This window comes from Pseudomonas sp. B19(2017) (genome assembly GCF_002113165.1).
Lineage (GTDB): Bacteria > Pseudomonadota > Gammaproteobacteria > Pseudomonadales > Pseudomonadaceae > Aquipseudomonas.
The window spans coordinates 17,413-39,069 of the sequence record NZ_NEJR01000028.1 but is presented as its reverse complement, the minus strand read 5'-3'; the positions used below and the strand labels follow the sequence as shown (position 1 = coordinate 39,069).

Annotated in this window: 19 protein-coding genes and 1 riboswitch; of the genes, 13 read left to right on the top strand and 6 right to left on the bottom strand. The window is 64.2% G+C overall.

Features of this window, described 5'->3' with window-relative positions; genetic code table 11:
* Window positions 1-282, bottom strand: a 282-nt coding sequence (locus tag CAF70_RS25050) for a TolC family protein (protein WP_158090948.1), incomplete at its 3' end; no start/stop codon positions are given.
* Between the two features lie 160 nt (window positions 283-442).
* A riboswitch (TPP riboswitch) is annotated at window positions 443-549 on the top strand.
* Between the two features lie 159 nt (window positions 550-708).
* Here CAF70_RS25050 and thiC point away from each other — a divergent pair.
* Window positions 709-2,589, top strand: coding sequence for a phosphomethylpyrimidine synthase ThiC (thiC, locus tag CAF70_RS25045; protein WP_085627292.1), 1,881 nt, complete (start codon window positions 709-711; stop codon window positions 2,587-2,589).
* Between the two features lie 144 nt (window positions 2,590-2,733).
* On the top strand, window positions 2,734-4,017 hold the full coding sequence (cytX, locus tag CAF70_RS25040) for a putative hydroxymethylpyrimidine transporter CytX (protein WP_085627291.1): 1,284 nt from the start codon (window positions 2,734-2,736) through the stop codon (window positions 4,015-4,017).
* On the opposite strand, the gene CAF70_RS25035 is transcribed toward cytX, so the two are convergent.
* Window positions 3,986-4,732 carry an RsiV family protein gene (locus tag CAF70_RS25035; protein ID WP_085627290.1) on the bottom strand — a complete coding sequence of 249 codons (747 nt, stop codon included), beginning with the start codon at window positions 4,730-4,732 and terminating at the stop codon, window positions 3,986-3,988. The two genes, cytX and CAF70_RS25035, sit on opposite strands and share 32 nt — an antisense overlap.
* A 185-nt stretch (window positions 4,733-4,917) precedes the next feature.
* Between CAF70_RS25035 and CAF70_RS25030 the strand changes: the two genes are divergently transcribed.
* From CAF70_RS25030 to CAF70_RS24985, 9 genes are all read left to right on the top strand, one after another.
* Window positions 4,918-5,535, top strand: coding sequence for an NUDIX domain-containing protein (locus CAF70_RS25030; protein WP_085627289.1), 618 nt, complete (start codon window positions 4,918-4,920; stop codon window positions 5,533-5,535).
* Window positions 5,526-5,978 carry a DUF1249 domain-containing protein gene (locus CAF70_RS25025; protein WP_016501905.1) on the top strand — a complete coding sequence of 151 codons (453 nt, stop codon included), beginning with the start codon at window positions 5,526-5,528 and terminating at the stop codon, window positions 5,976-5,978. The genes CAF70_RS25030 and CAF70_RS25025 overlap by 10 nt, the downstream gene beginning before the upstream one ends.
* Before the next feature lie 85 nt (window positions 5,979-6,063).
* Window positions 6,064-6,864 (top strand): 3',5'-cyclic-AMP phosphodiesterase, encoded by an 801-nt coding sequence (gene cpdA / locus CAF70_RS25020; protein WP_085627288.1) that lies wholly within the window; start codon window positions 6,064-6,066, stop codon window positions 6,862-6,864.
* A gap of 248 nt (window positions 6,865-7,112) precedes the next feature.
* Window positions 7,113-7,721 (top strand): YqiA/YcfP family alpha/beta fold hydrolase, encoded by a 609-nt coding sequence (locus tag CAF70_RS25010; protein ID WP_085627287.1) that lies wholly within the window; start codon window positions 7,113-7,115, stop codon window positions 7,719-7,721.
* A 35-nt stretch (window positions 7,722-7,756) separates the two neighbouring features.
* Window positions 7,757-9,661, top strand: a complete 1,905-nt coding sequence (gene parE / locus CAF70_RS25005; RefSeq protein WP_015272020.1) for a DNA topoisomerase IV subunit B — start codon at window positions 7,757-7,759, stop codon at window positions 9,659-9,661.
* Window positions 9,658-10,644 (top strand): esterase-like activity of phytase family protein, encoded by a 987-nt coding sequence (locus tag CAF70_RS25000; RefSeq protein ID WP_085627286.1) that lies wholly within the window; start codon window positions 9,658-9,660, stop codon window positions 10,642-10,644. The genes parE and CAF70_RS25000 overlap by 4 nt, the downstream gene beginning before the upstream one ends.
* Entirely contained in the window at window positions 10,641-11,159 is a 519-nt protein-coding gene (locus CAF70_RS24995) for a TIGR02281 family clan AA aspartic protease (RefSeq protein ID WP_085627285.1), read from the top strand. The genes CAF70_RS25000 and CAF70_RS24995 overlap by 4 nt, the downstream gene beginning before the upstream one ends.
* 10 nt (window positions 11,160-11,169) lie before the next feature.
* On the top strand, window positions 11,170-13,428 hold the full coding sequence (gene parC, locus CAF70_RS24990; RefSeq protein WP_085627284.1) for a DNA topoisomerase IV subunit A: 2,259 nt from the start codon (window positions 11,170-11,172) through the stop codon (window positions 13,426-13,428).
* A 172-nt stretch (window positions 13,429-13,600) separates the two neighbouring features.
* Complete coding sequence (locus CAF70_RS24985; RefSeq protein WP_085627283.1) at window positions 13,601-14,311, top strand: membrane integrity-associated transporter subunit PqiC; 711 nt, start codon at window positions 13,601-13,603, stop codon at window positions 14,309-14,311.
* A gap of 160 nt (window positions 14,312-14,471) precedes the next feature.
* On the opposite strand, the gene CAF70_RS24980 is transcribed toward CAF70_RS24985, so the two are convergent.
* Window positions 14,472-15,929 (bottom strand): AhpA/YtjB family protein, encoded by a 1,458-nt coding sequence (locus CAF70_RS24980; RefSeq protein WP_085627282.1) that lies wholly within the window; start codon window positions 15,927-15,929, stop codon window positions 14,472-14,474.
* A 135-nt stretch (window positions 15,930-16,064) separates the two neighbouring features.
* Here CAF70_RS24980 and serB point away from each other — a divergent pair, with 135 nt between their 5' ends.
* A complete protein-coding gene (serB, locus tag CAF70_RS24975) occupies window positions 16,065-17,279 on the top strand; it encodes a phosphoserine phosphatase SerB (RefSeq protein ID WP_085627281.1) in 1,215 nt (404 codons plus the stop codon).
* 130 nt (window positions 17,280-17,409) lie between these two features.
* Here serB and asd read toward each other — a convergent pair whose 3' ends face one another.
* Genes asd through CAF70_RS24960 form a run of 3 tightly spaced genes read right to left on the bottom strand, consistent with a single transcriptional unit; the run spans window position 17,410 to window position 20,672 of the window.
* Complete coding sequence (asd, locus tag CAF70_RS24970; RefSeq protein ID WP_085627280.1) at window positions 17,410-18,273, bottom strand: archaetidylserine decarboxylase; 864 nt, start codon at window positions 18,271-18,273, stop codon at window positions 17,410-17,412.
* A 9-nt stretch (window positions 18,274-18,282) separates the two neighbouring features.
* A complete protein-coding gene (locus CAF70_RS24965) occupies window positions 18,283-19,092 on the bottom strand; it encodes a rhodanese-like domain-containing protein (protein ID WP_085627279.1) in 810 nt (269 codons plus the stop codon).
* A gap of 44 nt (window positions 19,093-19,136) precedes the next feature.
* Window positions 19,137-20,672 carry an HDOD domain-containing protein gene (locus CAF70_RS24960; RefSeq protein WP_085627278.1) on the bottom strand — a complete coding sequence of 512 codons (1,536 nt, stop codon included), beginning with the start codon at window positions 20,670-20,672 and terminating at the stop codon, window positions 19,137-19,139.
* Between the two features lie 130 nt (window positions 20,673-20,802).
* Here CAF70_RS24960 and motA point away from each other — a divergent pair, with 130 nt between their 5' ends.
* The gene (gene motA / locus CAF70_RS24955; protein WP_015272014.1) at window positions 20,803-21,654 is read left to right on the top strand and encodes a flagellar motor stator protein MotA; all 852 of its coding nucleotides are present in this window, start codon (window positions 20,803-20,805) and stop codon (window positions 21,652-21,654) included.
* The last annotated feature ends 3 nt before the right edge of the window (window positions 21,655-21,657 follow it).

Below are 21,657 nucleotides of genomic sequence, written 5' to 3'. Positions count from 1 at the left end.
GCTGCGGTTGCTGGTGGCCGATGGTTCGTCCAGCTTGGTGCGGGTGTTCAGCATTTCGGCACCTGCCGAAAGGTTGGGCAGCAACCCGGCGCGGGCCTGTGGCACCACTTCGCGGCGGGCGCCGTAATCGGCGCGGGCCGCAGCCAGGTCCGCGTTGTTGTCGACCGCTTCCTGGTAGACGCTGACCAGGTCGGTCTTGACTGTTTGAGGCACGTCCGCTGCCCAGACCACTCCGTTGGACGCACAAGACACGGCTATCGCCAGTGAAAGTTTGCGCAGCATAAAGGCAATCCTTGTACGAAATTTAATTACTGAACTGTTGAGTATCGAGCGACGGGCCAGTGTAGTGCCATGCGCACCCGGCAACAATCGCTCGGGGTGCCTTTCATCATCCGCGCATTTACCCGCTTGGCTTTGCCGACCACTCCAGTCTAGACTGCGCATGTTCTTGTCGGGGTGCCTTGAAGCAAAGGCTGAGATCGCAAAGTTGCGGATCCCGTTGAACCTGATCAGGTTAGCGCCTGCGTAGGGAACAAGATTGCTCGCCTTCCCGGGGAGCCTCTTGTGCCAGGTCCGGGAATGTCCACAGCTGCATGCAGCTTCAGGCACCCCAATATCCGGCACTGCACCCCATCAACAGGGTGCGTCCGCGCCTTTCAGGTTCACCCCGACATTCCACTGCGTAGGAAGCCGTCTGGAGAGCCTGTGATGACCAAACAAGAAAAAGCGATCAACCTCAGCGAATCGGCACAAGTCGATCAGCAGTCCGTGCAACCGTTCCCGCGTTCACGCAAGGTCTATGTCGAAGGCTCGCGCCCGGACATCCGCGTGCCCATGCGTGAAATCAGCCTGGACGACACCCCGACCGATTTCGGTGGCGAGGCCAATGCCCCGGTGCTGGTCTACGATACCTCCGGCCCGTACACCGACCCCAACGTCGTCATCGACGTACGCAAGGGCCTGGCCGATGTGCGTTCGGCCTGGATCGAGGCGCGCGGTGACACCGAGCGCCTGGCCGGCCTGAGCTCCGATTTCGGCCAGCAGCGCCTGAACGATGCGGAACTCGCCAAGCTGCGTTTCGCCCATGTGCGCAACCCGCGCCGTGCCAAGGCGGGCGCCAACGTCTCGCAGATGCACTATGCCCGCCAGGGCATCATCACCGCCGAGATGGAGTACGTGGCCATCCGCGAAAACATGAAGCTGCAGGAGGCACGCGCCGCCGGCCTGCTCGACGAGCAGCACGCCGGCCACAGTTTCGGGGCCAACATTCCGAAAGAGATCACCCCCGAGTTCGTTCGCCAGGAAATCGCCCGTGGCCGCGCGATCATCCCGGCCAACATCAACCACCCGGAAGTGGAGCCGATGATCATCGGCCGCAACTTCCTGGTGAAGATCAACGGCAATATCGGCAACAGCGCCCTGGGTTCCTCGATCGAGGAAGAAGTGGCCAAGCTGACCTGGGGCATCCGCTGGGGTTCGGACACGGTCATGGACCTGTCCACCGGCAAGCACATTCACGAAACCCGCGAGTGGATCATCCGCAACTCGCCGGTACCGATCGGCACCGTGCCGATCTACCAGGCCCTGGAAAAGGTCAACGGCGTGGCCGAAGACCTGACCTGGGAGCTGTTCCGCGACACCTTGATCGAGCAGGCCGAGCAGGGCGTGGACTATTTCACCATCCACGCCGGTGTACTGCTGCGCTATGTGCCGCTGACCGCCAAGCGCGTCACCGGTATCGTCAGCCGCGGTGGCTCGATCATGGCCAAGTGGTGCCTGGCGCATCACAAGGAAAACTTCCTGTACACCCACTTCGAAGAAATCTGCGAAATCATGAAGGCCTACGACGTCAGCTTCTCGCTGGGCGACGGCCTGCGCCCCGGCTCTATTGCCGACGCCAACGATGCCGCGCAGTTCGGTGAACTGGAGACCCTCGGCGAGCTGACCAAGATCGCCTGGAAGCACGACGTGCAGTGCATGATCGAAGGCCCCGGCCACGTGCCGATGCAACTGATCAAGGAGAACATGGACAAGCAGCTGGAATGCTGCGACGAGGCGCCGTTCTACACCCTCGGCCCGCTGACTACTGACATCGCCCCTGGCTACGACCACATCACCTCGGGCATTGGCGCGGCGATGATCGGCTGGTTCGGTTGCGCCATGCTCTGCTACGTCACACCCAAGGAACACCTGGGCCTGCCGAACAAGGATGACGTGAAGACCGGCATCATCACCTACAAGATCGCTGCTCACGCTGCCGACCTTGCCAAGGGTCACCCGGGCGCGCAGATTCGTGACAACGCCTTGTCCAAGGCGCGCTTCGAGTTCCGTTGGGAAGACCAGTTCAATCTCGGCCTGGACCCGGACACCGCCCGCGCCTACCACGATGAGACCCTGCCGAAGGAATCGGCGAAGGTCGCGCACTTCTGCTCGATGTGCGGGCCGAAGTTCTGCTCGATGAAGATCACCCAGGAAGTACGTGAGTACGCCGCCAAGATCGAAACCGTGGATGTGACGGTCGAGCAAGGCATGCGCGAGCAGGCCGAGCGGTTCCGCCAGGAAGGCAGTCAGCTGTACCACAAAGTCTAAGCCGCAGCACCTTACCCTGTGGGAGCGGGCGTGCCCGCGAAGCAAGCACCGCGGTGCATGGCAAGGGCTTCGCCCTTGTTCGCGGGCACGCCCGCTCCCACAGAATGCTGTGTGCAACTCCTCATTCTTCCGGCGAAAATAACAATGACCACTCCCAGCCAATTCTCCCCCGATCACCCGGTCCCCATCGCCCAGCGCATCTTCGGCGCCCGCGACCTGTTCTCGCTATGGTTCTCCCTCGGCATCGGCCTTATGGTGCTGCAGGTCGGCGCCATGCTGGCACCTGGTCTGGGCCTTGCTGGCGCAGTGCTGGCCATTGCCCTGGGCACCGGTGTGGGTGTGCTGTTGCTGGGGGCTGCCGGTGTCATCGGCAGCGACACCGGCCTGTCGGCGATGGGCACCCTGAAACTCAGCCTGGGCGCCCATGGCGCGCGCTTGCCGGCGCTGCTCAACCTGCTGCAACTGGTGGGCTGGGGCGCGTTCGAGATCATCGTCATGCGCGATGCCGCCAGCCTGCTGGGTGCGCGGGCGTTCGGCGAAGCCAGTGCCTGGAACAGTCCGATGCTCTGGACCCTGTGCTTCGGCGCCCTGGCCACCTTGCTCGCGGTCGGTGGGCCACTGGCGTTCGTGCGCAAGGTGCTGCGCGCCTGGGGTATCTGGCTGCTGCTGGGTGCTTGCCTGTGGCTGACCTGGAACTTGTTCGCCAAGGCCGACCTGACGGCACTGTGGAACCGCGCCGGCGACGGTTCGATGTCGCTGGCCGTGGGCTTCGACATCGCCATCGCCATGCCGCTGTCCTGGTTGCCGCTGATCGCCGACTACTCGCGTTTTGCCCGCAACGGCAAACCTGTATTCGGCGGCACGGTGCTGGGCTACTTCATCGGCAACACCTGGCTGATGAGCCTGGGCGTGGGCTACACCCTGGCCTTTGCCGGCAGTGGCGAAGCCAACGCCCTGCTGCTGGCCCTGGCGGGCGCCGGCATGGGCATTCCGCTGCTGCTGATTCTGCTGGACGAGTCGGAAAAGGCTTTTGCCGACATTCACTCGGCGGCCGTTTCCACCGGCGTGCTGGTGCGCCTGAAGGTCGAGCACCTGGCGCTGGCCATTGGCGTGCTGTGCACGCTGATTGCCCTGCTGGCGCCACTGGCACAGTACGAGAACTTCCTGCTGCTGATCGGTTCGGTGTTTGCACCGCTGTTCGGTGTGGTATTGGTGGACCACTACGTGATCCGTCGCCGCCGCCTGCCAGCACAGGTGAATGGCTTGCACTGGCAGGCACTGCTGGCCTGGGTGGTCGGCGTGGTGGCGTACCATGTGATCGCCGCGCAGGCGCCGGACCTGGGGGCGACCCTGCCGGCATTGCTGCTGGCAGGGCTACTGCACGGGCTGCTGAGCTTCAGCCGCGGCCGGGAAACAGTTCAGGCTTGAGCACGCCATTCAGGCGCGGGTAGGGGATCTTCAATTCCACGTGGCCCATGGAGTAGGGCGCGATGGTGTAGACCTCGTACTTGACCACCACCGCGCCGTACGTCAGGGCGACGTGCGGCGACTGCTTGAACGGCCAGGTCTTGATGAACTCGGCGTCCTTGTCCATGCCTACGCTGATAAGCCAGGCGCGGTGCGACTCCTCCACGGTTTTCCAGAAGGTGTCTTCCTGGCCGGCCACCAGCATGTCCTGCAGGGTCAGCACCTTGTCCAGCTTGCGCGAATAGTTGATGAACCCGCGCCCGGGCATGCCGTGGGCGCCGCCGCTGTCCAGGTAGCTGGACAGTTCGATGATCACCAGCCCGTCATGCTGCTCGCGTACCTTGGCCTGCAGGTAGCTGCTGTTGCGCTTGTCGGCGCTGGCCAGGTACTGCTGCTCGTAGGCTTGCAGGGTGGCGGGTGCGTTGCCGCGCTGGTTGTCTTCGGTCAGTTGCAGCAGGCGTTTCTCGACGATGCCATCAAGCTTGGGCAAGGCCGGGAAGTGGATCATGTCGATGTTCACCAGCGGGCAGTCGCTTTCGCTGCAGCCGGGTTTGACATGCTCCCAGGCATCACGCTTGACCTCGAGCGGCGCCCGGTAGTTGGGCGTGAACAGGCTTTGGCAGGCACCCAGTGCCAGGGCCAGCACAGCCACGGAAGTCAGTTTGACAAGTGTCATGGGAATCCTTGCAGAACAGGGAAAAGTCGGCCTTTGACCGTCTGCGCGGCCTTCAGTTCGCCACTAAGCTAACAGAGAGAAGGCGCGCTGTCCCGAGTGCGCGAACGGTTACTGGAAAGGGGTGAAACCCGCTGGCGTGGAGAGTAGGATGGCGCGATGCTGTAGGCGAGGTAATGAGGATTCCCATGTCAGACACGTTGAACTCAGTGCCCAGGGCGGTCGAGATCGTCAAGCGGGATAACTGCTTCCAGGGCTTCTACAAGCTCGACAAGGTGCACCTGCGCCACGAGTTGTTCGCCGGTGGCATGGGCCGCGAAATCAGCCGCGAGCTGTTCGTGCGCCATGATGCGGTGTGCGTGCTGCCCTATGACCCGCAACGCGATGAAGTGGTGCTGATCGAGCAGTTCCGGGTGGGGGCCATGGGCAAGATCGACAACCCGTGGCTGATCGAGATGGTCGCCGGGCTGATCGACAAGGACGAGCAGCCTGAACAGGTCGCCCACCGCGAAGCCGAAGAAGAAGCCGGCCTGGCCTTCAGCGCACTGTGGCCGATGACCCGCTACTTCCCGTCGCCTGGTGGCAGTGACGAGTATGTCCACCTGTTCCTCGGTCGCTGCAGCAGTGAAGGCGCGGGCGGTCTGCATGGCCTGGAAGAAGAAGGCGAAGACATTCGCGTGAGGGTCTGGTCGTTCGAGGATGCCATGCAAGCCGTGCGCGACGGGCGTGTTTGCAATGCGGCGACTATCATCGGCCTGCAATGGCTGGCGCTGAACCGTGACGAAGTACGAGGTATGTGGAAGTGAACCTGCTGCGCGAGCGTTATCGGGTCGACCTGGTCGGGCTGCAGGCAGCCTGCGAGGCCAACTACGCCCGGCTGATGCGCCTGTTGCCCGACATGCGCACCACCCAGAGTTCGCGCCGCATCGGCATGACCCAGGGCGACCAGATGCTTGGCGTGCTGGTCCTCGACGTGGTGCTGGCCTGCCCGTACACCACCACCCTGCACGTGCGCCAGGAGCACAGCCTGCCGTGGTTGCCGGTGCCACACCTGGAAGTGCAGGTGTACCACGATGCGCGCATGGCCGAGGTGGTCAGTGCCGAACACACCCGGCGTCTGCGCAGCATCTACCCCTATCCCAACGAAGCCATGCACCAGCCGGACGAAAAGGCCCAGCTCAACCTGTTCCTCGGTGAATGGCTGAGTCATTGCCTGGCCTGTGGCCATGAGCTGGCAAGCGTTCGCTGAATTGTGACGTGGTTGGGTTACGAGTGTTTGCGCGTAACCGTTGTACAGCCATAATTCGCGCTGAATCCGTTCGAGGAGACGGCCGTTGCCGCAGCCAGACCAAACGCGCCCCGTGCATGTGGTGCAACTGACCGATGCCCACCTGTTTGCCGACCCGGCGGGCAGCATGCTGGGCCTCAATACCCGAGACAGCCTGCGCCATGTAGTGGCCCAGGTGCGGCGGGAGCAACCGCTTGTCGACCTGCTGCTGTGCACCGGTGACCTTTCGCAGGACGCCAGTGTTGCCTCTTATGAAGCATTCCGTGAGCTGACCGCGCCGTTTGCCGTGGCCACCCGCTGGTTGCCGGGCAATCACGATGAGGCTCAGGTGATGGTGCAGGTGGCGCCCGAGCTGGTGCAGGCGGTGACCGATATGGGGGCTTGGCGAATCGTCATGCTCAACACGGCTGTGCACGGCGCTACCCATGGTTTTTTGACCGATGACCAGCTGGCAGTGCTGGAGGCGGCCTTGCAAGAGGCGGGCGAGCGGCATTGCCTGGTGTGCTTGCACCATCAGCCGGTAGATATCGGCTGTGCGTGGATTGCGCCGATAGGCTTGCGCAATGCTCAGGCACTGTTCGATATCGTCGAACGTTATCCGCAGGTGCGGGCGTTGCTGTGGGGGCATGTGCACCAAGAATGGGATGAAGTGCGCAACGGCCGGCGTCTGCTGGCCACGCCGTCGACCTGCATCCAGTTCGCGGCGCGTAGCGAGGACTTCAAGGTGAGCGAGGAACAGCCTGGGTATCGCTGGCTGCGCCTGCACGCCGACGGGCGGTTGGAGACTGGAGTGGAGCGGGCGCTGGGCTTCGAAGTGAAGCTCGACTTCGAAAGCCCAGGTTATTAAAACACTCGAAATCTGCACAAATCTCTGTGGGAGCGGGCGTGCCCGCGAAGAATTCAACGCGGTGGCAGGCACCGGCTGCGCCGGTGTTCGCGGGCACGCCCGCTCCCACAGGTCCAGTCTTGCTGCGGTGCTCGGTGAAGAAATTGTTGCGAAACCCGTGACACTGCGTCAAAACCCGGCGAACGCGCTACACTGCGCGTCCCTGCGCCCGTCTCACCGGGCGCGAAGCCACAGATTCCGGGGGCAGCATGTCGGGTTCCATCCTCTATATCCATGGCTTCAACAGCTCGCCACTCTCAACCAAGGCGCGCCAACTCGAAGCTGTCATGCAGCGCCTCGGCCTGGCCGATCAGCTGCGGGTGCCCGCGTTGCACCATCACCCACGCCAGGCCATTGCCCAGCTCGAAGCGGCCATCGCCGAACTCGGCGCGCCATTACTGGTGGGCAGTTCGCTCGGCGGCTACTATGCCACTCATCTGGCCGAGCGCCATGGTCTCAAGGCCCTGCTGATCAACCCGGCGGTAACCCCGCACAAGCATTTCGACGGCTACCTGGGTGCCCAGCGCAACCACTATACCGACGAAACCTGGGAGCTGACCCTAGATCACGTGCAGGCCCTGGCCGAGCTTGAAGTACCGGCCCCGGTGGACCCCAGCCGCTATCAAGTGTGGCTGCAAACCGCCGATGAAACCTTGGACTATCGCCATGCCGAGCGCTATTACCGTGCTTGTGCGCTGCGCATCCAGGCCGGCGGCGACCACAGCTTCCAGGGCTTCGCCGAGCGCCTGCCGGCCCTGCTGGCCTTTGCCGGCATTGCCCGTGGGCAGTATGCGGCGCTCGATTTTTCTGTATTTTGACTTTTTTGCATTCACCAGACTGACGACGAGACCCTATGGCCACTCCCAGCGCTAGCGCCTATAACGCAGACGCCATCGAAGTCCTCTCGGGCCTTGACCCGGTCCGCAAGCGGCCGGGCATGTACACCGATACCAGCCGCCCCAACCACCTGGCCCAGGAAGTCATCGACAACAGCGTCGACGAAGCCCTGGCCGGTCACGCCCGTTCGGTGCAGGTCATCCTCCATGCCGACCACTCGCTGGAAGTCAGCGATGACGGCCGTGGCATGCCGGTGGATATCCACCCGGAAGAGGGCGTGTCCGGGGTCGAGCTGATCCTCACCAAGCTGCACGCCGGCGGCAAGTTCTCCAACAAGAACTACCAGTTCTCCGGTGGCCTTCACGGCGTGGGCATTTCGGTGGTCAACGCCCTGTCGACCCAGGTGCGCGTGCGCGTCAAACGTGACGGCAACGAATACCAGATGACCTTCGCCGATGGTTTCAAGGCCAGCGAGCTGGAAGTGGTCGGTTCGGTTGGCAAGCGCAACACCGGCACCAGCGTATACTTCAGCCCCGACCCCAAGTACTTCGATTCGCCGAAGTTCTCCATCAGCCGCCTCAAGCACGTGCTCAAGGCCAAGGCCGTGCTGTGCCCGGGCCTGCTGGTCAGCTTCGAGGACAAGGCCAGTGGCGAGAAGGTCGAGTGGCACTATGAAGACGGCCTGCGTTCTTACCTGGTCGATTCGGTCAACGAGTTCCAGCGCCTGCCCGACGAGCCGTTCTGCGGCAGCCTGGCCGGTAACAAGGAGGCGGTGGACTGGGCCTTGCTGTGGTTGCCCGAAGGCGGCGACAGCATCCAGGAAAGCTACGTCAACCTGATCCCTACCGCCCAGGGCGGCACCCACGTCAACGGCCTGCGGCAGGGCCTGCTGGATGCCATGCGGGAGTTCTGCGAGTTTCGCAACCTGCTGCCGCGTGGCGTGAAGCTGGCGCCGGAAGACGTCTGGGAACGCATCACCTTCGTGCTGTCGATGAAAATGCAGGACCCGCAATTCTCCGGGCAGACCAAGGAGCGGCTGTCGTCGCGCGAAGCGGCTGCCTTCGTTTCCGGCGTGGTCAAGGACGCCTTCAGCCTGTGGCTCAACGCCCACCCCGAGCTGGGCATGCAGCTGGCGGAGCTGGCCATCAGCAACGCCGGGCGCCGCCTGAAAGCCAGCAAGAAGGTCGAGCGCAAGCGCATCACCCAGGGCCCGGCGCTCCCCGGCAAACTGGCCGATTGCGCCGGCCAGGACCCGATGCGCGCCGAACTGTTCCTGGTCGAGGGTGACTCGGCCGGTGGCTCGGCCAAGCAGGCGCGTGACAAGGAGTTCCAGGCGATCCTGCCGCTGCGTGGCAAAATCCTGAACACCTGGGAAGTGGACGGTGGCGAAGTTCTGGCCAGCCAGGAGGTGCACAACATCGCCGTGGCCATTGGCGTCGACCCTGGGGCTACCGACCTTGCGCAGCTGCGCTACGGCAAGATCTGCATCCTTGCCGACGCCGACTCCGACGGCCTGCACATCGCCACGCTGCTGTGCGCACTGTTCGTCCAGCACTTCCGCGCGCTGGTCGAGGCCGGGCATGTGTACGTGGCCATGCCGCCGCTGTACCGCATCGACCTGGGCAAGGAAATCTACTACGCCCTCGACGAGGCCGAGCGTGACGGTATCCTCGATCGCCTGGTGGCCGAGAAGAAACGCGGCAAGCCACAGGTCACCCGCTTCAAGGGCCTGGGCGAAATGAACCCGCCACAGCTGCGCGAAACCACCATGGACCCGAACACCCGGCGCCTGGTGCAACTGACCCTGGACGATGTGCAGGCCACCTGCGAGCTGATGGACAAGCTGTTGGCCAAGAAGCGCGCGGGCGACCGCAAGAGCTGGCTGGAAACCAAAGGCAACCTGGCCGAGGTCATGGTTTGATTCGGCGGCTTCTGGCTGCCTGCCTGGCGCTGGTTGCCCTGCCGAGCCTGGCGGGCAACTGGCCAGAGCTGAAGCTGAGCGCCGAGCACCCGATCGACGGCATGCGCGGTGGCAACCTGTCTGGCCTGGTGGAATGCCGGGGCGGGCTGTGGGGTGTGTCCGACCGCGACGACGACCGCATCTACCGCTTCGACCGGCAAAACCCGACCTGGCGCGCGCAGCCGCTCACCTTCACCGCGCCAGCGGTGCCGGAAAGTGGCCTGCCGTGGGGCCTGAAGTCGCGTAACTGGGCGGCTTCCTACATCCGCGGTGGTGAACTGGATTTCGAAGGCATCACCTGTGATCAGGCGGGCAACCTGTACCTGGTCAGCGAGGCCCATGCGGCGGTGCTGCAACTGCCGCTGGAAGGCGAGCCGGACTGGTTGAAGATTGACCCGGCCATGGTTCGTCAGGCCCGGGCCAGTGGCATGCTGTTGAACTTCAACGCCTTGTTCGAGGGCCTGGCGATCAACCCGGCGGGCGACCGCCTGTGGCTGGCCGCCGAGCGCGAGCGCCGTGGCCTGGTGGCCATCGAGCGCCAGCAATCGGTATGGACCTGCGGACGCAGCTGCGTGCTGCTGAGCGAGGCTGGCGTCGAAATGCAGCCTGCGCAGATGCCCAATGCCCAGGCGCTGTCACGCGACTTCGCCGACCTGGCCTGGTTCGAGGGCAAGCTGTTCACGCTCGAACGCAACGCTTACCGAGTCTGCCGGCGGGATACCGACAGCGGCAAGGTCGAGCGCTGCTGGTCGTTTGCTGCCGATGCCCTGGTCGAGTCGCGCCGCTATCAACAGCCGTTCGGCCTGGCCGAGGCCCTGGTGATCGATGCCAAGGGAGCCTGGATCGGTTTGGACAACAACAACGGCGCCCGCGCCGATGGCGAGGCACGCCCGATCGTCTGGCGCTTCGACGCGCCGGAAGGCGGCTGGAGCGCCAAGCCATGAGCCAGGCACCGGGCAAGCGGGCTGGCAAGGTACTGATGATCGTCGCCTGGGCGGCGGCGCTGTTCCTTGCTACGCGCTTCTTCGGCCAATGGGAAGACAGCCAGCGCAACCCCAATGCCCTGGTGCAGTCGTCGCATGGCGAAGGCTTTGTCGAGGTGCGCCTGCTGGGCAACGGCCAGGGCCACTTTGTGATGGATGGCGCGATCAACGGGCAGACGGTGCATTTCATGCTCGACACCGGTGCCACCGACGTGGCCATCCCCGAGGCGTTGGGGCGTGAACTGGGCCTGGAGCGCGGCAGCCCGGTGCAGCTCAGTACCGCCAACGGCCGTACCGAAGGCTACCGCACGCGGCTGGCCAGCCTGCAGTTGGGGGATATCCGCCTGCAGGACGTGCGCGCCATCGTGGTGCCGGGCCTGGACGGGCAGACCGTATTGCTGGGCATGAGTGCCCTGAAACAACTTGAATTTACCCAGCGCGGCGGCACCATGCTGCTGCGCCAGAACCTGAAATGACGAGGCCCGCATGAGCGACTCACTGGAACTCAGCCTGGACGGCGTAGAACGCCGCTCGCTGGCTGACTTCACCGAACAGGCCTACCTCAACTATTCCATGTACGTGATCATGGACCGCGCCCTGCCGCACATCGGCGATGGCCTGAAGCCGGTGCAGCGACGCATCGTCTACGCCATGAGCGAGTTGGGGCTCGATGCCGATGCCAAGCACAAGAAATCGGCGCGTACCGTCGGTGACGTGCTCGGCAAGTTCCACCCCCATGGCGACTCGGCCTGCTACGAGGCCATGGTGCTGATGGCGCAGCCGTTCAGCTACCGCTACACCCTGGTCGACGGCCAGGGCAACTGGGGTGCGCCGGACGATCCGAAGTCGTTCGCCGCCATGCGATATACCGAAGCGCGCCTGTCGCGCTACGCCGAGGTACTGCTCAGCGAAGTTGGCCAAGGTACCGTGGACTGGGTGCCGAACTTCGACGGCACCCTGCAGGAGCCGGCCGTGCTGCCGGCGCGCCTGCCTAATATTCTGCTCAACGGCACCACCGGTATCGCCGTGGGCATGGCCACCGACGTGCCGCCGCACAACCTGCGGGAAGTCGCCACAGCCTGTGTACGCCTGCTCGACGAGCCCAAGGCCACCATCGAGCAACTGTGCGAGCACATCCAGGGGCCGGATTACCCGACCGAGGCCGAGATCGTCACGCCGCGGGCAGAAATCCTCAAGATGTACGAAAGTGGCCGTGGCTCCATCCGCATGCGCGCCGTGTACCGCGTCGAGGATGGCGACATTGTCGTCACCGCGCTGCCGCACCAGGTCTCCGGGGCCAAGGTGCTGGAGCAGATCGCCGCGCAGATGCAGGCCAAGAAGCTGCCGATGGTCGCCGACCTGCGTGACGAGTCGGACCACGAGAACCCGTGCCGCATCGTCATCATTCCGCGCTCCAACCGCGTGGACGCCGACGAACTGATGCAGCACCTGTTTGCCACCACCGACCTGGAGAGCAGCTATCGGGTCAACGTCAACATCATCGGCCTGGACGGCCGGCCACAGCTGAAGAACCTGCGAGCGCTGCTGCTGGAGTGGCTGGAATTCCGTACCGCTACCGTCCGTCGCCGCCTGCAACACCGCCTGGACAAGGTGGAGAAGCGCCTGCACCTGTTGGAAGGTTTGCTGACCGCGTTCCTCAACCTGGATGAAGTTATCCACATCATCCGTACCGAGGACCAGCCCAGGCAGGCCCTGATCGCCCGTTTCGACCTCACCGAGATCCAGGCCGACTACATCCTCGAGACCCGCCTGCGCCAGCTGGCGCGCCTGGAAGAGATGAAGATCCGCGGCGAGCAGGATGAACTGCTGAAAGAGCAGGCCAAACTGCTCGCCCTTCTGGGCAGTGATGCCAAGCTGCGCAAACTGGTACGCAGCGAGCTGATCAAGGATGCCGAAACCTATGGCGACGACCGCCGCTCGCCGATCGTAGAGCGCGCCGAAGCCAAGGCCCTGTCGGAAAACGAGCTGATGCCGACCGAGCCGGTCACCGTGGTGCTGTCGGAGAAGGGCTGGGTGCGCTGCGCCAAAGGCCACGACATCGATGCCACCGGCCTGTCGTACAAGGCCGGCGATGGCTTCAAGGCCGCCGCCGCCGGGCGTTCAAACCAGTTTGCGGTGCTCATCGACTCCACTGGCCGCAGCTACTCGCTGGCCGCCCATAGCCTGCCGTCGGCGCGTGGCCAGGGCGAACCGCTGACCGGCCGCCTGACGCCACCGCCGGGGGCCACCTTCGAGTGCGTGCTGTTGCCCGATGACGACGCGCTGTACGTGGTGGCTTCGGACGCCGGTTACGGCTTCGTGGTCAAGGGTGAAGACTTGCAGGCCAAGAACAAGGCCGGCAAGGGTTTGCTCAGCCTGCCCAACGGTGCCAAGGTCATGACGCCGCGCCCGGTGGCCAACCGCGAGCAGGACTGGTTGGCGGCAGTGACCAGCGAAGGCCGCCTGCTGGTGTTCAAGGTCAGCGACCTGCCTCAGCTGGGCAAAGGCAAGGGCAACAAGATCATCGGTGTGCCGGGCGACCGGGTGGCCAGCCGTGAAGAATTTGTGACCGATCTGGCCGTGATTGCCGAAGGCGCGACACTTGTATTGCAAGCCGGCAAGCGTACCCTATCTCTGAAAGCGGACGACCTGGAGCATTACAAGGGCGAGCGCGGACGGCGCGGCAGCAAGTTGCCGCGTGGGTTCCAGCGGGTCGATGGGTTGCAGGTGGAAGTGCCGGCGTAAGCAGTTGAAATGTCTGGAACGGCAATTTCAGCGTCGTTCCGGGCAGAAATGCTGGAGTCGGACGGTTATTTCGCGGATGATATGGCCCTTGCGGTGCCGGCGTGGCCGTGTGCCCGTTTGAATCTATATGTATCACTGCGGTTAGCCTGTTGGCGACCGCCTGGATGGGATGATGAAATTTCTGCGCCTTCCATTTGCGCTGTTGATGACTGGCCTGCTGGGCCTTGGCGGGTGCACCATGCATCAGCCGGTTGCCCTGTACCAGCTCGACAGTGGTGATCCTGGCCAGCCTTCGCAGAGTGCAGGCATGGCCGTGGTGCTCGGCCCGGTATCGGTGGCCGATTACCTGCAACGCGAGACGTTCCTGCAGCGTCAGGCCGACGGCAGCCTGACCTCGGCGACCGACGGTCGTTGGGCTGGCAGCCTTTCGTCGGATATCGACCAGCTGCTGGTGCGCCAGCTCGCCTGGCGCCTGGACAGCCAGCGCGTGGTGCTGGCGCCGGCGGTGGCCGGTTTCAACCCGGATGTACAAGTGCTGCTGTCGATCACTCGCCTGGACTCGGGCAAGGACCAGCCGGCTATCCTGGATGCCCAGTGGCGCTTGCTGGATCGCCGTGGCCATGTGCGTGACAACCGTATCGTTCACCTTGAGCAGCCGCACGCGGGCAGCGAGGCGTCGCAGGTGCAGGCCCAGGGCCAATTGCTGCAGAAGCTGGCCGAACAGCTGAGCACGGCAGTCAAGCCGCTGGCCAACCAGCCAGCAATTGCCGAAGAGGCACCTAAAAAGCCGGCTGCGCCGGTGCAGGTGAAGAAGACGCCAGAGAAATCCAAGATTCCGATGGCTGCTCCGATTCGTACCGATATGGAAGTCTACCGGTTCTGATCGAACTGCCAGATACGAAAAAGCCCGCATTGCTGCGGGCTTTTTCGTATCTGCTGTTTTTGTACTGCCTGTAGCGGCCTCTTCGCGGGTAAACCCGCTCCCACAGGTTCGGCGCAGGTCCTGTGGGAGCGGGTTTACCCGCGAAGAGGCCAGCCCGGTATCACGCCCGGCGTTCGTGCATCCGCGCCAGTTGTCGCTCCAGCATCGACGGGTAGGGCTCCATCAGCCGCTCCACGCAGCAGGCGCCTTCCGGGCTGGCAATCGGGCGAATGCGGGCGCGTTGGCGAATTAGCGTGTCATCGCTGATCTGGCGTTCCACCAGCAACAGGTTGCGGCTGTGCTGCGACAGCGCCAGGGCGTCCTGGGCCTTCTCGGCCATCAGCAGGTCGACCAGCTCCAGCCCCTGCAGGTCGTTGCCCAGGGCCAGGCCCAGTTGCAACTGCAAGGTAATGCCACTGTCCGCCACTTCGATCTGCAGGGCATGACCCAGGGCGCGCAGCAGCTCGCCGCAGCAGATGGCATTGGTCAGGTAATCCTCGCCACAGGCGCGGCTGTGGAACAGCACCAGGGTGCTGCCGTCGTTGAGCGTGTGGGTTTCACCGTCGTAGAGCGAGGCCGCGTGCTCCAGGCAGTCGCGGTAGCGCTCGGTCAGTTCGGTCAGGCGCGTGCGCGGCAGGCGGCGAAGCTGTTCCTGCGAACCCAGTTGCACGGCGAGCACGGCGCTGTACTGCGGTTCGTCGGATTCAACCACGGCGGCCTTGGGCGCGCTGTCGTCGTCCAGCAGGCCGGCAAAAGCTTCGTCGTCATCCTCGTCCGCCTGGGCGGCAAGCCTGGTACGCGGTGCGGCCTTGGCTGCCGGCGCGGCGTGGTGCAGGTCGTCGTACTGCTCGTCGTCCTCTTCCTCAGGCTCTGGCTCAGGTGGCGGCGGTGGGGCCAGGCGCGCATGCAGCTGGCGGGCGATGTCGCCGATCTCGTCCTGGCGGTCGGTGGCCGGGGTATAGGGTTGCGGGTCGCGCAGCCACACCCGCAGCTGCAGCAGCGGCAGGGTGATGAAGCGACCCTGGCGCAGGCTCAGGGTCAGCGCCAGTACCAGCAGGATGGCGGCAAGAATGCCCATGCTTTGCAGGCTGATCAGCATCGGCTGCTGGAACTGGCTCATGTCCAGGCTGATGCGCAGTTGCCCGGCGGTCACGTCCTGGAAGGTGATCTTGGTCTGGTACAGGCCTTCGGCCTCGCCCAGCAGGCTGTTGCGCGGGCGCTGGCCGGCTTCGGCGAGGATGCGGTTGTCCACGCTGTAGATCGCCGCATGGGCCACCAGCGGGTTCTTCACCAGGTTGCCGAGCAGCACGTTGAGGCTGAGGATGTCGTTGGCCACCAGCAACTCGGTCGCCGAGGTAGCGGTCTGGGTGGTCAGGCTCTGGCCCAGGGCATCAGCCTGCTCGTGCATGGCCTGCTTGAACTGCAGGCCCATCACGCAGGCGTAGATCACCAATGCCAGCGCCACCAGGAATATGTTGGTGCAGGCGATGCGCAGTGCCAGCGGCACGCGACGTTGACTCAGGGCACGATAGATCATCAGGAAGAAGTTGTCTGCTTTGACGGGCGTGGGCCGGTTCACTGAGCTCGGCTCTTAATGGCATGAAAGTGTGGGGCAGTATAGCGAGCCGGGTTTTGTCGGCAAAGTATCGTTGGCGCCCGACGGTCACGGAAAATCGGTAGAATGCGCATTTTTCATCGAAGTCGGAGCCAGGTTGTGCGCGAAATCGTCCTGATCAACATCACCGGTGAGGACCGTCCCGGTCTCACTGCGGCTATCACCGGCGTCCTGCTGCAGGGCGGTGTGAGCATCCTCGACATTGGCCTGGCAGTCATGCACGGCACCTTGTCGTTCGGCATTCTGGTCGATATCCCGGACAACGAAGTGGCTACCGCCCTGCTGCAAAGCGTGCAGGCCAAGGCCCACGAACTGAACCTGCAAGCCCGCTACACGCCGATTTCCGAGGCCGACTACCAGCACTGGGCCGATGGCCAGGGCGAGGCGCGCCACATCGTCACCCTGCTCAGCCGCAAGATCACCCCCGAGCAGCTGCAACGGGTGAGTGCAGTGATCAGCCAGTACGGGCTGACCATCGAGCGTATCGAGCGCCTGTCGGCCCGTGTGGCGCTGGATGCCGAGACCGACAAGGGCAAGGCGGCCATCGAGATCTCTGTGCGCGGTGTGCCGAGTGACTCCCAGGCCCTGCGTGCCGATTTCTTCGCCCTGGCTGAAGAGCTGAGCGTCGACATCGCCTTCCAGAAGGACGACCTGTTCCGCCGCAACCGCCGCCTGGCGGTGTTCGACATGGACTCGACGCTGATCGAAGCCGAAGTCATCGACGAGCTGGCCAAGGCCGCTGGCGTGGGTGAGCAGGTGGCCGCGATCACCGAGCGCGCCATGCGCGGTGAGCTGGACTTTCGCGCCAGCTTCAAGGAGCGCATGGCGCTGCTCAAGGGCCTGGATGTAGGTGTACTGGACGAGATCGGTGCGTCGCTGCGCCTGACCGAGGGTGCCGAGAACCTGTTCGCCGAGCTCAAGCGCCTGGGTTACAAGACGGCGATCCTGTCCGGTGGGTTTACCTACTTTGCCCGTCAGGTGCAGGCGCGCCTGGGTATCGACTATGTGTTCGCCAACGAGCTGGAAGTGGTCGACGGCAAGGTCACCGGTGTGGCTGTGGAGCCGATCGTCGATGCCCAGCGCAAGGCCGAGCTGCTGCAGAAGCTGGCCAGCGAGGAAGGTTTGCAGCTGGAGCAGACCATTGCCGTGGGTGACGGTGCCAACGACCTGCCGATGTTGTCGCTGGCCGGCCTGGGTGTGGCGTTCCGCGCCAAGCCGCTGGTACGCCAGTCGGCCAAGCAGGCGATTTCCACCCTGGGGCTGGATGGGGTGCTTTACCTGCTGGGGCTGCGAGACCGCGACGCGCGCGGCTGATCCGGGAATCTGGGGCTGCTTTGCAGCCCTTCGCGGGCATGCCCGCTCCCACAGGGTAAGCGCGACCTTCTCTGTGGGAGCGGGCGTGCCCGCGAAGGGCCGCAAAGCGGCCCCAGGTTCTATCAGGCACTCAAGCCTGCGCAGGCACCGCCAACTGCTGCCCCATGCGCACAGCAGAGCCGGCACCCAGCGTTTCGGCCCACTTCACCTGCTCCGGCCCGAACAGCACGATAGCAGTCGACCCCAGCTTGAAGCGGCCCAGTTCGGCACCTTTCTCCAGGTGGATTGGTGCGCGGCTGGCTTCGTCGTAGCGGAAGGTCTTCAGTTCACGCTTGGGTGGCGTCACCAGCCCGGCCCACACGGTTTCGATCGAAGCGACGATCATTGCGCCAACCAGCACCACGGCCATCGGCCCGCGCTCGGTATCGAACAGGCAGACCACGCGCTCGTTGCGGGCGAACAGCTCGGGGACGTTCTCTGCGGTGGTCTGGTTGACCGAGAACAGGCGGCCCGGAACGTAGACCATTTCACGCAGGGTACCGGCCAGCGGCATGTGCACGCGGTGGTAGTCCTTGGGCGACAGGTAGATGGTGGCGAACTCGCCGCCCATGAATGGCGCGGCCATGGCCGGGTCACCGCCCAGCAGCTCCTGCGCGCTGAAACCGTGGCCCTTGGCCTGGAAGATGCGGCCGTGCTCGATCGGGCCAAGCTGGCTGACGGCACCGTCGGCCGGGCACAGGATGGCGCCGGGGGTCTCGTCCAGCGGGCGGGCACCCGGCTTCAGGGCTCGGGTGAAGAATGCATTGAAGTGCTCGTAGGCGCTCAGGTCCTCGACCAGCGCTTCGCTCATGTTGACCTGGTAACGCTTGGCGAACCAGGCGGTGAAGGCATTCTTGAACCAGCGCACGCGGCACTCGGCGATGCAACCGGCCAGCCGCGACAGCAGGTGGTGCGGCAGCAGGTACTGGCTGATGATGAACAAACGGGATTTCATGCAGGTTCCTTAAACTTCTACAGGCGTGTCCGGGTGGTTGCCCCATTCGCTCCACGAGCCGGCGTAGGCCTTGACGCGCGGGTAGCCAAGGGCCTTGGCCACCAGGTAGGTGAAACCGGAGCGGCGGTGGGTCTGGCAGTGGGTGATCACTTCCTTGTCGGGGGTGATACCCAGCTTCTGCAGGACGTCGGCGATGTCCTGGCGGATGCGCAGGTGGTCGTTGAGGTCCATGCCGGCGGTCCACTCGAAGTTGATCGCGCCGGGGATGTGGCCGCCCTTGGCTGCCAGTACTTTTTCTCCGCTGAATTCCTGCGGGCCACGGGCGTCCCAGATGACCAGGTCGTCGGCGCCCAGGCGGCTTTGCAGGTACTCGCGGGTGGCGGTAGGGGCGCTGTCGATGCGCAGGTGCACCGGCGTATTGCCATTGGCTGGCACTTCGGTGGAGAGCTTGTCGGCCGGCCAGGCCTGGATGCCGCCATTGAGGTAGTGGTAGCGCTGGTGGCCGATCACGTCGAGCAGCCAGATGAAGCGCCCGGCCCAGCCGCCGCCTTCATCGTCATACACTACATACACGGCATCGTCGCGGTGGCCGAGTTCGCTGAACAGTTTTTCCAGCTCGCCAAGGGCCGGCAGCAGGCCGGGCGCGGGTGGCTGGCCAAGCTGGGTACGCTTGCCTTCGACGAAGCGTGCCCCGGGGATATGCCCGCTGACATAGCGGTTGGCGCTGCTCAGGTCGACCAGGATCAGCTGTGGCGAATCCAGGCGTTGCAGCAGGTCCGCGGCTTCGATCACCAGGGGCAGGCCGGAAAAGTCAGTCATCCACGGTCTCCAATGTGGAAAGAGGGGCGATTGTAGCGCAAGGCTCAGGCCTTGCGGTTGGCAAACACCGACAGCGCCCGTTCGGTGCACTGCGCGGTCTTGCCGAAGGCTTGCACGCTGACATCGGCCAGCGGCCGGCCGCCTTGGTCAGCCACCATCAGCATCAGCACCTGCCCGTTCACCGCCAGCGAGCGCAGCAGTACGTGCTCGCTGTGGAACAAGGCACGCAGCGGGGCCGGCAGCAGGGCCGAGAACTGGCTGTGGTTTTCCGGGGTGATGCGCAATTGCCCGGCCTGGCCCAGCAGCTTCTGCAGCAGTTTGTTCTGCGTCACCGGCAGCACCAGCGCGCCGGCTTCCTTGGGCAGGCCGGCCATCTGCTGCACGCGCAGCTGGTCGTTGGCCTTGTCCAGGCTCAGCAGCAGGATGCGCTGCATGCCAGAGGCCAGCAGGGCTTCGATAACCTGCGTGGCCAGGTGCACGCTGTTGGTGAACGGGCTGGGCTGGGCCAGAAGGTCCTGGCACAGCTTGCGCCAGCGCGCCAGTTCGTCGCTGGTGGGCGGTGGCGGCGCCAGCATGTCCGGGTGCGGGCGACGCTGATGCCAGGGCCAGATCAGCGCTTCGGCCGGATGGAACAGGGCATGCTGGGCATGGCGGCGGGCGCTGGCGGCAGCTTGCTGGTGCACCTGTTGCTGCACGTCTTCCAGCGAGGTCTGCAGGTACAGTGCGGTCAGCAACTGCCAGCGCAGCAGGTGGGGGTTGTCCCAGCCCACCTGTGCCGCCAGGGCCAGGTTGTTGGCCAGCAGCACGGTGTTGGCCGGCTGGTTGAACCAGCGACGCAGACCAGGTTCGGCGTCCAGGCGGTGTTGCTGGCTGAGCAGGTCCTGGTCGCGGGCGATATTCAGCACCTGCGCCAGTTGTTCGCGTTCTTCCAGCAACAGGCGGTAACCCTGGGTCACCCATTGTGGCAGGCGCCAGTACTCTGCCATGGTCTGGCACAGTTCCAGGATGCGCACGCCAAACAGTTCTTCCTCGACATGGGCGGCGTCTTCGCCCTTGTGGATAACCCGCAGCTCCCAGGTATCGAGCAGCTTGGGGTAGGCCAGCGCCAGCGGCCAGAGCGGTGACAGGAACAGCAGGCTGCCCCAGTGGATCTCCTGCCACAGCCGTGCCAGGCGGCTGGCGAACAGGCCGCTGGCTTGCTGCGAGGCGTGCTGGCTGATCAGCTGGAACTGGCACAGTACCGGCGGGATCTCTTCGACGGGCACCGCTGGCAGGCGTTTGAGCAGCTGTTCGCTGCGCTCCAGGCCCAGGCGGTTGAGGGCGACTTCCAGGCTTTCGGCAGGCTCGGCCAGGCTGGCATTGGTGGGGTGATTGGCTTCGCGCATCACCGACAGCACCAGCGCCGGGCTATCCTGCATCAGTTCGGCGATATCGCGAAGCGAGCGGCGGCTATCGTGGATGGCGGCCATGACCCGGTCGTAGCTGTGCTTCGGCACGGGGATGCGAACGCTCTCGAGCAGCTTTACCCAGGCCTCTAGCGTACGTGGAGCCTGAGCGGGCACCTTGGTTTCAATTGGCATTTTGACATCAGTCCGAACTGGCTTTTCGCAATGAGTGGCTATAGTCTGGCGCAGTTCTGCCGATAAGTAGAAGAAGAGTTTTAAAGCTCCCGCCTCTTCCCCTGACCACGACAGCAAGTGCTTTGAACCTATGGCTAAAATTATCGGCATCATCGTCGTATTCGCGAGCGTGCTCGGCGGATACGTGCTCTCCCACGGCAAGATCGCAGCGCTGATCCAGCCGTTCGAAGTACTGATCATTGGCGGTGCGGCCTTTGGTGCATTCCTGCAGGCCAACCCTGGCCACATGACCATGCACGTCATCAAGAAGTCGATGAAGATGTTCGGCTCGCGCTTCACTCACGCGTTCTACCTGGAAGTGCTGGGCCTGGTGTACGAGATCCTCAACAAAAGCCGTCGTGAAGGCATGATGGCCATCGAGGCCGACATCGAGGATGCCGCCGCCAGCCCGATCTTCGCCAAGTACCCGACGGTGCTGGCCGATGAGCGCATGACCGCGTTCGTCTGCGACTACCTGCGCATCATGTCCACCGGCAACATGGCCCCGCACGAGCTCGAGGGCCTGTTCGACATGGAACTGCTGAGCATGAAGGAAGAGCTGGAGCATCCCTCCCATGCTGTGACCGGCATCGCCGACGGCATGCCCGGCTTCGGTATCGTTGCGGCGGTACTGGGTATCGTGGTGACCATGGCCTCGCTCGGCGATGGTGACCAGGCTTCCATCGGCCTCCATGTGGGTGCGGCACTGGTGGGTACCTTCTTCGGTATTCTGGCGGCCTACGGCTTCTTCGGCCCGTTGGCCAAGTGCCTGGAGCACGATGCCAAGGAAGAGCTGAACCTCTACGAATCGATCAAGGCGTCGCTGGTGGCCTCGGCCTCGGGCATGCCGCCTTCGCTGGCGGTCGAGTTCGGGCGCAAGGTGCTGTACCCCAAGCACCGTCCAAGCTTCGCCGAGCTGGAACAAGCGGTTCGCGGTCGCTGAGTC